This is a genomic window from Gemmatimonadota bacterium, assembly GCA_016714015.1.
Lineage (GTDB): Bacteria > Gemmatimonadota > Gemmatimonadetes > Gemmatimonadales > Gemmatimonadaceae > Pseudogemmatithrix.
The window spans coordinates 818,386-830,837 of sequence record JADJNZ010000001.1; the positions used below are offsets into that span (position 1 = coordinate 818,386).

The window sequence follows — 12,452 nt, forward strand, 5'->3', positions numbered from 1 at the left end:
CATGGAAGCTGTTGCTTGCCGTCTGGACGCTCGCGCTTTTCGACCCTCAATGGTGGCTCGCGAGTTTCGGGCTCCAGCCAGTGCTGCGCGTTACGACCTTGTTGTTCGGCGCACTGATCCTCGTCATCATGCTCGGTGTCCCCTCGAAGCCGGCGTGGTCTCGACGCTGGCAATGGTATCCGCCGTTCCTCTGTTTCGTGCTCTCAATCCTTCCGATGATCCCGTTCGCCGTCAACTCGGGATACGTCCGGACGGGGGCGAAGACGATGTTCTTCTGGTGGATCTTCATCACCGCGACGATCGCGATCGTGCCGTCCGTCCGTCGGGCGGAGACGCTCCTGAAGATGTACGGGATCCAGTTCCTCTGGTTCATGTTCTGGGGCCGTTGGGTAGGGGTGGTCCCGTGGCATCACTCACTGGAGAATCACGACGCATTCCAGGTGCCTTCTTGGTCGGCGGGTTCACGATGACGTTCTTCCTGGGCTTGGGCGCGCCGAAGGGGACCGGTTCGGAAGTTGATGTTCCTGACGTCGTTCCTGTTGCGTCATCGGCGTCGTCGCGAGCTATGCCCGAGGGCGCGTTCCTCGCGACAGTCGTGGGTGTTCTTCGTCATGTGGGCTCGCTCTCCGCGAAAAGGCATGACGTTGCTTGCGAGCATCGGTGTGGCCGTCGTCGTATTCGCCGCGGCCTCGTTGATCTTCCCCGCCGGCTTCTTCTACAACGAGATCATGTCCGCGTTCGTCGAAGGCACGAGTTCCGGCACGGGCGACGATCGGTGGCGGCTCTGGACAGCGGCGATGGAGGTGTTCCGTCGGAATCCGATCGTCGGTGCGGGGATGGGAAACGTCGGCGTACGCTTCCGGCATCTATCAGCCGGGCGAGCTCGGTGGTATGTATGCGGTCAATCCCATGTTTCTTTACGGAAGGCGCTGCACAACATCTTCTTGACCATCCTCAGTGAGCAGGGTGTTGTCGGGTTCGGCATCTTCGTTTGGCTTGTCGTGGATTTCTTCAGGCGGAACGCCTGGTTGCGACGAGCCGAAGCATCGGCGATCTGGGCGGCTCGCGGAGGATCGCTGGCGCTGCGGCCCACTGCGCTCGGCCTTGAAGTGGGGATGGTCGCCCTGTTGCTCACGGGCATGCTGTATCCGATGCTCAATATTCATTGGTTCTTCTCAATGCTGGCACTGAACCTGCTACTGTATCAGTTCACGCGACCCGCGGCGGGAGCGCGCATGACTCGCTCGCGATTCGACTCCCGTTCCTGACACCTTCAGCACCCCGATGGCAGCGATGAACATCTTCGCCGATCTGCGAAGGCGACGCGGAGAGTCCTCGCGCATTCTCTGCGCGACACTGAGCATCGTCAAGCAGTTCCGCCGACACGGCGACGTGCTATCGATCGGGGACGGCGATCTTCGTGGAATCCCGCGAGGACTCGCCGCAGCTGCGACATTCTCCCCTTCGAAGCCACGATGGGTGGCGAGATACCACCTGGGCGCGGTACCGTTCGCCTTGCGAAGCCGTGCAGCTAGCGCAGCCCTCGCCGCGCGCGGCGCGGACGCCGAACTCGTGCTGCAGTTCGGTGCAACGTTCTCGGCTCCGTCCGACAGGCCGTACTTCCTGTACTGTGACTCGAACATCCGCGTCGCGGAGCGGGGGCGAAGCACTGGTGTCTCGTGGGCTGCTGCTCTTTCGCCGGCCGAGGTCGAGGCGGTCTCCGTCCGCGAGGCGTCGGTATACCGGGGCGCGCGCGCGATCTTCACGATCAGTGAGCATCTGCGACAGTCCTTCATTGGCGACTTCGCGATCCCAGCGGACAGGGTCCATGCGGTACTCGCAAGGCCGAATTTCGACCAGACACACATTCAGCCGCGGACGACCGCACCATCAAGTCCGCCGACGATCCTGTTCGTCGGAGCGCATTTCGAGCGAAAGGGTGGCGATCTGCTTCTTCGCGCGTTCGCGCGCGTCCGGGAACGGATTCGCGACGCCCGACTGATCCTCATCGGCCCGCGGGACACCTCGCACGGCGGACCCGGCGTCACGAACCTCGGCTTTCTCCGGAAGGACGTTGCGAGCGAGCACGCGGCGATTCTCAAGGCATATCAGGAAGCCCACGTCTTCTGTCTCCCGACCCGGTTCGAGCCCTTCGGAATCGCGTATGTCGAGGCTGCCTTCATGGTCTTCCGTGTATCGGCCCGAACGCGTGGGCGATCCCTGGAACTGATCCTGCACGGTCAACGGGCTATCGGCGACTCAGAGGACGAGGACAGGTTGACCACCCGCATGTTGCGCCTACTTCCAGGATCCGGAGCTCGCGGCGCGGATGGGCCTGCCGGTCGCGCGCACGCGGCCGCGACGTTCAGTTGGGAGCGCACGGTGGATCGGATGCGCGCCGTCGGCCTCGCAGCGCTGACGTACGTCCCCTCAGGCTGATTCGCCCTCCTTTTCGACTCGCCGATCTACATCGTCTTCCTCGTTGTGGTCGTGGCGCTCTACTGGCGCCTCGCCCACCGAGGCCGGAACGTCCTCCTCCTCGGTGCGAGCTATCTGTTCTACGGCTGGTGGGACTGGCGCTTCCTTGGCCTGATCCTCGTCTCCACCGTTGTTGACTACGTCTGCGCACTCGCGATCGCCGGATCGGACGTCCCGCGCCGCCGCAAGTCGCTGCTCGCGTTCTCCCTCACCTTGAACCTCCTGTTCCTCGGGTTCTTCAAGTATTTCAATTTCTTCATCGACACACTGCACCCTGCGCTCGCGGCGCTCGGCCTGGACGTGCCGGAGGTCGCGCTTCGCATCCTGCTCCCACCCGGCATCTCCTTCTACACGTTCCAGGCCGTCGCGTACATCGTGGACGTGTACTTCGGGCGCATCCAGCCAGCACGGTCGATGGTGGACTATGCGCTGTTCATCTCGCTCTTCCCGCACCTCATCGCCGGACCGATCCAGCGTCCGTCCCACCTTCTCCCTCAGGTTCAGCTACCTCGCCGTTTCGATCCGGCGACGGTGTTCCGACGGACTGATGCTCATCGTCTCGGGCTGTTCCGGAAGTGCGTGGTCGCGAATAACTGCGCCCTGGTCGCCAATGCCGCGTTCAACGGCACGCTTGGTCCCCCGGGACTGGCGACGGTAGCCCTCGGAACGTACGCCTTCGCCTGGCAGATCTACGGGGATTTCAGCGGATACAGCGACATCGCCAGAGGGTCGGCGGAGCTGATGGGATTCCACGTCATGGTGAACTTCCAGCCACCGTACTTCTCGCGGAGTCTTCAGGATTTCTGGCGGCGCTGGCACATCAGCCTGAGCACGTGGCTGCGAGACTACGTCTATATCCCTTTGGGCGGGAACAGGCACGGGGAGGTCGCCACCAATCGCAACCTCGTTGCGACCATGCTGATCGGCGGGCTCTGGCACGGCGCCAACTGGACCTTCGTGCTGTGGGGCGCGATCCACGGATTCGGACTCGCCATCGAGCGCCAGGGCAGGAGGTTGCTCGGGCTCGATCGCGAGGAACCGGAGCGGACGATGAGCCACGGCGCACGCGCATGGGCGCAGCGGATCGCCATCTTCCACGTGGTCTGCATCGCGTGGATATTCTTCCGCGCACAGCACGTCTCCGATGCCTTCGCGATGATCGCGAGCATCCGGTCGCTCGATTGGCGCCCGGTCTACCTCACTGCGGCGACCTTCCTGGCGATCTTCATCGTCCCAATGGTCATGATCGACCTGCACATGGCGTCCCGGCGTGACGAGTACTTGCTCGCATCGGCGAGCCATCGCACGCGGATCGTCGCCGCGCTCGGGCTGCTCGGACTCATGATCCTCTTCTCGGCGAGTGATGCCAGTGCCTTCATCTACTTCCAGTTCTAGCGGTCGGTCGCCGGCGGCGAGCCCCAGGCGTGCGATCTTTCGCCTGCTCTGCGGCATGACGCTGTTGCTCGGCGCCGTGGAGCTGTTGAACCGCGCGATCGTCCTGCGCGTGAGTCGCATCGAGCGCCGTATCGACCGCGAGTATCAGGCCGCCCGGCGTCGGTCGGACCCGGCGCGCGTCGGGCTGCCGGTCGTGGGCAACTCGCTGCTTCTCGACGGAGTGGACGAGCCCTCGCTCAGCGCGATGATGCCGTCACCGTGGGAGCTCCGCCGCATCGTCATCGAGCAGACGCTGTTCCTGGACTGGAGCTATGGGCTCGAGCAGCTGCACGCCCGCGGCGGAAGCGCCAGCATCGAGGCCGTGATGCTCGACACGCGGCAGCTCGGGAGTGACGCGTTCCGCGGAGACTACACCGCGTTCCGGCTCATTGGACCCGCGCAGGTCATCCCGTTCGCGAGGGAGGCCGGGGCTGCATCCGACCGAGATGTCGCGCCTGGCCCTGTCCAGCATCAGCTCGTATTACGGCTTCCGCATCGAGTCGGAAGGTGCTTCTCGGCGCGCTCGTTCCGGGATGGCGTCGCCAGGCGCGACATTCATCCCGAATCCTGCGCCGTCGCCGTGGATGGCGGACTCCGGTGCTCATCGAGGGCCGGATCACATCCCGACTCGCGCGCTTGCGGGCCGAGAGCGGCCGTCGAGGCGCTCGCCCAATCGTTGTGTTGCCTCCGTCGATCGGAGACGGGACGTTCGAGCGAGCGGTCGCGCGCGCGGCGAGCAGGGCTGGCGTGACCGTACTCATCGCGTTCCAGCCCGGGTCCTACGCTCCCGCGCTGTTCAAGGATGGATTCCACCTGAATGCGGATGGTAGAGTGCGGTTCACGAGGGAGCTTGGCGAAGCGCTGACCGGCCTCCTCGCGGATCCAGGCGCCCCTCCGACGGTCCCGAACTAGCACCGTCGAGCTCCATTCGGGGTGCATTCGGGCGCACGCATCGCGAGTGTGACATCCGTCCCGCGTCGGTCGTTATTCTCCATGGCGGCCTCCTGTCCCCGCAGGTCCAGACTGCGGCGCGGGGTGTATCATCGCTGACCGCTGAGATGTCCCGGTTCCCGTCGTCGGCGCAAAGCACGGCGCGTCAATCGGCATGAGCATTCTACGTCAAGATCACGAGTCCCCGACTCCTGTTTCCAGGGTGCAAGATGAGTCAGAAGCGCCGCAGAAAGTCGTCGACACCGCGCGAACCCGTGCCTTCGATGACTGGAATGATCACATCGGCCGATGCGATCAGCCGACGGGAGTTCGTGAAGAAGGGAGGAGCGCTCCTGGTCGTGGGTGGAGTCGGCGTGTCCGCTTGCGGGAATCCGACGACTACGGAGGAGGAGGGGCCGAAAGGACCCCTGAACGTGGTCGTGTCGGGTATTACCGGCTCGCCCGCGAACGGCGGAAGCGCCATCGCACACCGCACGGATGCTGCCGGGACGCCGCGTGTGATCGCCATTGGCACGAACGGATTCGGGACCGACCCATTGGTCCCGCACGGCGTACACCATCGCGTATACCGCTCCGCCGGGTTCAACGTCACCGGCACGAATCCGGTCACCGGCGTCTCCGGTCGCGGCGGGCGTCGGAGCCTGCGCCTTCACCCGTCACCGATGGCGGCGGCGACGGGCACGGGTCGCGTGTCGTCGTCAACGGCCTTACGGGAGCGACGGCAGGGGCTCCGCGTCGGCACGTCTCACCAATGGCACCGGCGCACTATACCGTGACGCTGTCGGTTCCGGCAACCAGGGCGTGAGCCGGGGCGACATGGCCGACCTTCCACCGGGTCGTACAACGTGACCTACTCTCCGCCCGCGGGATTCCGCCGCGTGAACTCCGAGACGGCTCCGGTCGTCGTGTCCGTCACATCCGGCGCAACGACGAATGCGATCTTCGCCGCGGAAGCGATTCCCGCCGGAGGAAGCGCTTTGTTCTTTCTCGAACTGGGCCTCGGCCGCACTCGGCTCGGCGAACGCCTCGCGAAGCGACGGCGGGAAGTGGAATCTCCTCGGCGGCTTCGGTCAGGAGGTCTTGAGTGCCGCGGGTCTTGATTTCCCATCCGCGAAGGTCTGCAAGTTCGTCGCAAACCGGTCGAACAACGGCTTCGCGCTCAATCGACACACCGGACTTCCCATCCCAGCAGTCGGATCGACCAGCTACTATCGCTGGTATGTCCGAATGACGTTCCCGGACCCCCTGGTCGGCAATGGCGATCATCCCTGGCAGGACGGCAACGCCGTCGGCGATTGCCACTATATCGTCGGCGTGCACTATGGGTCGGATGTCGGTCCGGCGCGCAACGGTCAGTGGCAGCTCGGCGTGACCATCCTCATCAATAACAACGGTGCGTTCAACAACGGCCCCTGGCTGGCCAAGCACCAGACCTACCGGATCGAGACCGCGTTGGCGCGCTGACGGCGACGACGTACGGTTTCAGATTCGCGTCTACGACACGGCGAACGCGTTGTTGTTCACCGAGGCGGATTTCCCGGCTGACTTTGGCGGTGGCGCGCTCGGCTCCCGCGGTCCTGGACTTTCCGGAACGTGAATAATCTCGACGGGTTCAACTGCGGGACCAATGACTTCAGAGACCGCCGGCAACGACTGGTGGACGACGAGCTTCTACTATAGCTACCAGGAGTTGCTTCGCGATTCCGCGATGATCAGGGTTGGATCGGGGCGAAGCCGATCCCGGGCGAAAGTCTGACGTGACCGGGGAACGTGACCGCGGTGCCGCAATGGATCGCATGCACGCGTGTAGAGTCGGCCCTCGGTCGCGGAGTCTGGCATGAGGAAGTGGCTCGCTCCCGTCGGGGTCGTGCTTCTCGGTACCTGTGCTGGCCTCGTTGTCACGGAGCTGACGCTCAGAGCGTTCAGGCTCTATCCAGCCGAGGGTTGCCAACCGTTACCGTGGCGGAGTACGAACGTGTGCCGGGCTTGTTCAGCCCGGCCGAGAGGTACTGTTGCAGCGCGTCGGCAAGCCGGCGTTCCACGTCCGTATCAACTCTCTCGGGTATCGCGGCCCTGAGATCCCGCGAGAGAAGCCGCCCGGGGAGTACCGCGTCGTCATGATCGGCGACTCCTTCACCTTCGGGGACTACGTCGACGACCACGAGACGCTGCCGGCGAAGCTAGAGGAGGCCCTCCGCGCGGACTGCGCAGCCGTTCGCGCGATCAACGCAGGCGTGATGAACACGACGATCGACTCGCACGCGCAGATGGCGGAGCGCGCGCTGGCACTGGAGCCGGATCTCGTGGTGTTGACGTTCTACGAGAACGACGTCGATGACCTGAGGAATCCGATGTGGCGGCGCAGTTCGCGCGCAATCGCGAGGCGAAGTCGCGATTTCCGATGTCGGTGCTCTACCCCGTGCTCCGGAACACCGCTGTCTGGAATCTGGCGCTTGCCGTCCGCGCGCGAAGGAACATGAGCCGCGCATTCGGACAGGACGCATCGGGTCCGGACGACGCGCGCCGGCTTCTCGCGCAGCGCGATACGCTACGCGCGGCCTACGCCGACAGCCTCAAGCATCTGGCAGAGCGCCTGCGGGCGCGTCGCGTCCCCTTCGTGTTCGCGGCCTTCCCCGCCGTCAGCGAAATGGACGGAACCAACGAGGATCCCAACAGGCAGGTCATGCTGGGGAGGCATCCTCTCTGGGCATCGCGACCGTCGACCTCCGACCAGCGCTCGAAGCGACGGGACTCGGGGTGACCGGGATCTACCTTCTTCCGCTGGATGCGCACCCCCCAAGACCGATCGGACGCGACGGCGGCACGAGCGCTCTCGCCGGTGGGATCCGAGGACTCCCCAGCGGTCCGTGCCCGTCCTCGTTCGCGACGAATCAGCCGCGACAGGCCGCGCCGCGATAAGAGGGCCTCGTACGCGTCGGTCATCGCGCGAATGGTGAACTCGCGCTCGGCACAGCAAGGCCGCCGAGCCGGGCCGTGTCCGAAAGGTCCTCGTCACTCAGCGGTCGCCTCAGGGCCCCTGCGAGTTCCTCCACGCTTCCGGGAGTCACGAGCAAGGCATCGACCTCGTGAGAGGCGTCTCGAGATTCCCGACGATGCCGATGCGACGATGGCTCGCCTCGCGAACATCGCCTCGAGCACCGCAGTGGCATGCCTTCCCAGAGCGACGGCATGGCGGAAGACATCCGCGGCAGCCCGCAGATTCGCGCCGTCCAGGCGGTGACCGAGCAGATGCACGCGATCGGAGAGCCCCAGCTTCTCCGCCTGCGCCGTGAGGCTGCTCCGCTCCACGCCCTCCCCGGCGATCAGCAACCGCCACGGCGGCACCGATCGTTCGCCTTCTAGTCGCGCGAGCGCGTCGATGAGCACCGCGTGTCCCTTCCGGACGACGAGGCTGCCGATCGCGAGGATGATCAGCTCCTCGGCGGGATCCCCATCTCCGCCGCGCATCCGAGCCGCATCCCCTGTCCCGAGGGGATGCCGTTGGGAACGACCACCACCGCTCCGCAGGCGGTCGAGCCGCTCCTCTGGATGGGCGCCCGTGTGCTTCGAGACGGCCACCACCGCGTCACTGTTCCGGAACGCCCAGCGAAGCGCCACCGCTTGTGCCAGCGCGCCGTCATGTGCTGGTCCGCATGCAGCGTGATTACGTGAGGGCAACCCAGCCCTCGGGCGACGAGGTCCCGTAGTACGCCATCACGAACTCATGGCTGTGAATGGCATTGACTCCCCGTGCGCGAAGCGCCGCCGACAAGTTCCGGACCAACGCGCGATTCAGCATTCCTCGGCCCAGTATCTCACCGGATCGAACCCGGCGGACTCGAGCGCGCCCCCAGACCAGCCAGCCGGGCCGTGCGGGATCACCGGGTGCACCGCATGACCGCGCGAGCGCAGTTCTTCAGCGAGCTGAAGCACCACCATCTCCGCACCGCCGAGCCCGACCGATTCGATCATCATCGCGATCGAGAGCCGGGGAAAGTCAGATCTCGTCATGACCGGTCCACCAGATTGAGGAATCGACGGCGAACCCGCTCGTAGCGGCTGGCGCCCATGAAGCTCCGCAGGTTCCGCAGTACCGACTCGCGTGCGCGATTCGAGACTCCCAGCAACGGGTCGGCGTTGATGAACCGCTTCGCGTCCGCGACGCTGATGTTCCCTCGCACTGTGCACCGTCGCACGAACAGGCGCGGATCGGCGTCGTCCGCGTTCAGTCCCCAACGCGTGCCGACCGCCGTCGTGTACCCGCAGTCCCAGATCAGCGACCGTAGTCGCCGCTGAGGCGCGTCCCCGCCCGGGAAGGCGATCTCGTGCGTCTCCTTCCCGAGCTCGCGGTCGAGCCGCGCCTTCGATTCCGTCAACTCCTGCCGCAGGGCTTGCTCGCCAAGTTCGGACAAGAAGGGATGCGAGCGCGTGTGCGACTGGATCGACATGCCAGCATCGCGCGCCGCTCGCAGATCGTCCCAGCTCATGAACCCCGGACGACCGATCCACTCGGTGCACACGTATATCGTCGCCGACATGTCGCGAGCGCGCAGCGCCGGCACGGCCTGCTCATACTGCCCGCGGTTGGCGTCGTCGAACGTGATCGCGACGCGTCGCGTTCCGGGTCGCACTCGCGCCTCGGCGAGCGAGCAGCCACGGTAGCCCTGCTCGAGGATCGTGTCGAGCATCCGCTCGAACATCGCCGTCGGGGTCGAGAAGCGCGTCGGTCCTCCCCCCGCCGCTCGCGTCCGCGGCTCGACGTCGTGATAGCACAGCACGACGTACTGGTCGGCGCGGGACGTCATGCGACACCCCCGGATCCCGCGTGCGCCAGCTCGGACCAGCGGGCGACCAGTCGTTCGCCGAGCACCGTCGCTCCATGCCGAGCGTCCACTGCACGCCGCAGGGCGGCTCGGGCGCTCGCGTCGGGCGGTGCGGCGAGTCGGCGAACACACGCGTCCGCGAACGACGTGGGCTCGTCCGCGCGATCGAGCGCCGGGAGATCGTGCCCTTCGGCGCCGATGGTGGTCGCGACGACCGGGCAGCCGAGCGCGAGACTTTCCGGGATCTTGATCCGCACCCCGCCGCCCTGCAGCAGCGGTGCGAGCGTCACCCAGCTCGTCGCGAAGAGTTCGCGGGCGTCACCTCCATCCGGGAGGATATCGATCGCCGGGTGTCCGACGAGCCACGGCTGCTCCGCCGCACCGCGCGCGAGCACGACAAGCCGCGCGTCCGGTCTCCCAGCGAGCACGAGCGGCAGGCACTCCTGCACGAACCAGCGCAGTCCCACGAGGTTCGGCGCCCAGTCCAGTCCTCCCGCGAAGCCGATTGTTGGAGTCGAGGCGCGCGGATGCGACGAGAGCGCATCATAACGGTCGAGGAGCAAGGAGCACGGGAACAGCTCGGCCCGCGCCGCTCCTGCGTGCCGATGGATCCAGTCCAGATCGCCCTGCGAGATGCATAGCGTGAGATCGCACGCCTCCGCCGCCCTCGCCTCCGCTCGCGCCATGAAGCCCACGAGTACGCGGGCCAACGGTCCCTTCATCGCGAGCCTCCGCTCGAGCAGCAACGCCTCGTGATTGTGCGACCGATAGACCAGAGGGGCACGGAATGCGCGCGCGAGGGCGATCCCGATGTCAACGAGCGGAAGATGCTCCACATGCACGACGGTCGGGCGGAAGCCGCGAGCACGAGTCGTCTGCTCCACGAGTGCGGCGACTCGTGCGTTGTCGAACCGCAGCCGCATGGGTGTCGACCCCGTGGCCAGTGCCTTGGCGATGGACACCCATTTCGGCACGCCTTCGAGCCCGAGCTGGGTTCCCTCCAGACCCGCCGGTGCGTCCGAGCGGTAGCCGGTCGGCGGACGCCGCAGGAAGATCGGCAGGACGTCCGCCCCGCCGACGCGCGCGAGGCCATGCAGGAGATCGGCGGTGATCACACTGGCGCCGTTCTCGCGGCACCAGGGTTCGACCGGCGCCACGAAGAGGACGCGGGGACGATTGGGACTCATGGGAGAGCGTCGGACTTGAGGAAGTGCTTCCGCGCGAGCGCGAGGTCGAGCGCGAAGGTCAGCGTGTCGTAGTGATCGTGCGTTCCCGAGAAGTGCTCGCTGGCGAGCGCGTCGAGCGCTCGCGACTCGAACAGGCCCGAGTGACGGAGGTCGGCCGCGCCGAGGGAATCCATCGTGTAGTCGCGCAGCCGCTCGCGAAGCCACCGACGGGACTCGCGGAAGTCATGCAGCGCCGGCAGGCCGCTCCAGCTCAACGGGCGGCGCAGGACTCCCGCATCCAGGCCCTTCGCCCGGGCCGCCATCCCCGCGAACGTCGCCACACCCATCCCGAGCCCGACGACGGAGACGCCCCCGCGAGGCCGCCATCCCAGTTGATGGGCACCGATGCGGCCACTCCGCCGCGCGAGGAGATGAGCGAGCGTTGGAACGAGTGAATCTCGGGCTCACCGACGAAACGGTGCTTCAGGTCGCGCAGGCGCAGCCTGAACTTCGAGCGCGCCGGCGTGGCGTGAGTCTCCTCCGGCCGATGCGCCAACGTCTCGATGAGCGCGCGATCGGCATACGGACTCTGCTGCAGCGCGAAGTGGCTTCCGACCCCGAAGTTCGGCAGGAGCGTGAATGGCACCTCCTGCTGGAGGATGAACTCGATCGATTCGCGCGGTCCGCGCGCGAGCGCCGCGAGCAGCCAGTGATCGCGCGGCGGACCGTCACCTCGCAGCGCAGGCGCGAGCAGGTCGAGACGTGCACCACGCACCGAGACGCCCTCGGTCCCTCCGCGGCCGACCTGATTCGAGGTTGCCCGAGAGCCGGGAGGCGAATCCACCGCCGATCGTGCGGTAGAGGTACACCTCCGGCGCCTGGTTGAGCGACTCGAGGCCGCCCGAGAGGCGGCTGGCCGACTCGACGTGGGCCGGCAGATCCCGTTCGAACGGCTCGCCGAAGGTGACGTCCACGTGGCGCACCCCGTACGCCGCGCTCAGGCGTGCGGCGATTCGCGCGTCGAGCGACGGCCGCGTGCCCGTCATCGTTGCCGTGGGGATAAGGCGACCATGCGCAGCGAGCTCGGCGAAGACGGCGCGCGTGTCGAGTCCGGCGGTGAGGGAGAGGAAGCTTCTGGAGACGTCGATCCGCGAGAGTGCCGCGACGAAGGCGTCCCGCTGCGCCTCGATGAAGTCGGCCCACGACCAGGGCGCGCTGCTCGGCATGCTCCAGATGCGGCGCTCCACACAGGTACCCGCGGCGCCGAGCTCGAGCCGGGAACCGCCCGGCAGGAGCCGCACGTCCTTGAACAGCGTCCGGTGCCCGACAGGATGACCGAAAGTCGCATGTTCGACGACGCCGAGCGGATCGAAGTCGAGTCGCACCCCAGGAACCTTCACGAGGGCGTGGATCGACGACGCCACGACCGTGCGGCCACGCGAAGTGTGGCAATACACTGGCGGAAGCCCGACGATGCTCGTCGTGACCGCGAGCGCACGCGACGCGGCGTCGTGTCGCACGCTGACGGCATTCGCCATCGGCTGATCGGGATTCGCATCATCGAACGCCGCCGAGTCACCGAGAAAGAGCCGCGGTGCGG

15 protein-coding genes are annotated in these 12,452 nt (G+C 66.4%); 8 read left to right on the forward strand and 7 right to left on the reverse strand.

What is annotated here, in order from left to right; all coding sequences use genetic code 11:
• Window positions 1-215 precede the first annotated feature (215 nt).
• The 8 genes from IPJ78_03465 (at window position 216) to IPJ78_03500 (ending at window position 7,624) form a co-directional block, all read left to right on the forward strand.
• Window positions 216-470, forward strand: a complete 255-nt coding sequence (locus tag IPJ78_03465; protein MBK7905601.1) for a hypothetical protein — start codon at window positions 216-218, stop codon at window positions 468-470.
• Between the two features lie 168 nt (window positions 471-638).
• The gene (locus IPJ78_03470; protein MBK7905602.1) at window positions 639-1,268 is read left to right on the forward strand and encodes an O-antigen ligase family protein; all 630 of its coding nucleotides are present in this window, start codon (window positions 639-641) and stop codon (window positions 1,266-1,268) included.
• Between the two features lie 25 nt (window positions 1,269-1,293).
• Window positions 1,294-2,439, forward strand: coding sequence for a glycosyltransferase family 4 protein (locus IPJ78_03475; protein MBK7905603.1), 1,146 nt, complete (start codon window positions 1,294-1,296; stop codon window positions 2,437-2,439).
• A 51-nt stretch (window positions 2,440-2,490) separates the two neighbouring features.
• Window positions 2,491-3,873 carry an MBOAT family protein gene (locus IPJ78_03480; protein MBK7905604.1) on the forward strand — a complete coding sequence of 461 codons (1,383 nt, stop codon included), beginning with the start codon at window positions 2,491-2,493 and terminating at the stop codon, window positions 3,871-3,873.
• Between the two features lie 55 nt (window positions 3,874-3,928).
• Window positions 3,929-4,663, forward strand: coding sequence for a hypothetical protein (locus IPJ78_03485; GenBank protein MBK7905605.1), 735 nt, complete (start codon window positions 3,929-3,931; stop codon window positions 4,661-4,663).
• Window positions 4,664-5,796: 1,133 nt separating this feature from the next.
• Window positions 5,797-6,327: a hypothetical protein gene (locus IPJ78_03490; protein ID MBK7905606.1), complete on the forward strand. Its 531-nt coding sequence runs from the start codon at window positions 5,797-5,799 to the stop codon at window positions 6,325-6,327.
• Window positions 6,328-6,875: 548 nt separating this feature from the next.
• Window positions 6,876-7,343, forward strand: coding sequence for a hypothetical protein (locus tag IPJ78_03495; protein MBK7905607.1), 468 nt, complete (start codon window positions 6,876-6,878; stop codon window positions 7,341-7,343).
• Window positions 7,340-7,624, forward strand: a complete 285-nt coding sequence (locus IPJ78_03500; protein ID MBK7905608.1) for a hypothetical protein — start codon at window positions 7,340-7,342, stop codon at window positions 7,622-7,624. Before IPJ78_03495 ends, IPJ78_03500 begins: the two co-directional genes overlap by 4 nt.
• A 251-nt stretch (window positions 7,625-7,875) precedes the next feature.
• Here the strand turns inward: IPJ78_03500 and IPJ78_03505 are convergent, their stop codons facing one another.
• From IPJ78_03505 to IPJ78_03535, 7 genes are all read right to left on the reverse strand, one after another.
• The gene (locus tag IPJ78_03505; GenBank protein MBK7905609.1) at window positions 7,876-8,331 is read right to left on the reverse strand and encodes a glycosyltransferase; all 456 of its coding nucleotides are present in this window, start codon (window positions 8,329-8,331) and stop codon (window positions 7,876-7,878) included.
• Between the two features lie 324 nt (window positions 8,332-8,655).
• On the reverse strand, window positions 8,656-8,874 hold the full coding sequence (locus IPJ78_03510; protein ID MBK7905610.1) for a hypothetical protein: 219 nt from the start codon (window positions 8,872-8,874) through the stop codon (window positions 8,656-8,658).
• On the reverse strand, window positions 8,871-9,668 hold the full coding sequence (locus IPJ78_03515) for a polysaccharide deacetylase family protein (GenBank protein ID MBK7905611.1): 798 nt from the start codon (window positions 9,666-9,668) through the stop codon (window positions 8,871-8,873). Before IPJ78_03515 ends, IPJ78_03510 begins: the two co-directional genes overlap by 4 nt.
• Window positions 9,665-10,873, reverse strand: coding sequence for a glycosyltransferase (locus IPJ78_03520; protein MBK7905612.1), 1,209 nt, complete (start codon window positions 10,871-10,873; stop codon window positions 9,665-9,667). The genes IPJ78_03515 and IPJ78_03520 overlap by 4 nt, the downstream gene beginning before the upstream one ends.
• Window positions 10,870-11,127 carry a hypothetical protein gene (locus IPJ78_03525; GenBank protein MBK7905613.1) on the reverse strand — a complete coding sequence of 86 codons (258 nt, stop codon included), beginning with the start codon at window positions 11,125-11,127 and terminating at the stop codon, window positions 10,870-10,872. Before IPJ78_03525 ends, IPJ78_03520 begins: the two co-directional genes overlap by 4 nt.
• Window positions 11,124-11,627: a hypothetical protein gene (locus tag IPJ78_03530; protein ID MBK7905614.1), complete on the reverse strand. Its 504-nt coding sequence runs from the start codon at window positions 11,625-11,627 to the stop codon at window positions 11,124-11,126. The genes IPJ78_03525 and IPJ78_03530 overlap by 4 nt, the downstream gene beginning before the upstream one ends.
• Window positions 11,581-12,390 carry a hypothetical protein gene (locus IPJ78_03535; protein ID MBK7905615.1) on the reverse strand — a complete coding sequence of 270 codons (810 nt, stop codon included), beginning with the start codon at window positions 12,388-12,390 and terminating at the stop codon, window positions 11,581-11,583. Before IPJ78_03535 ends, IPJ78_03530 begins: the two co-directional genes overlap by 47 nt.
• Between the last annotated feature and the right edge of the window lie 62 nt (window positions 12,391-12,452).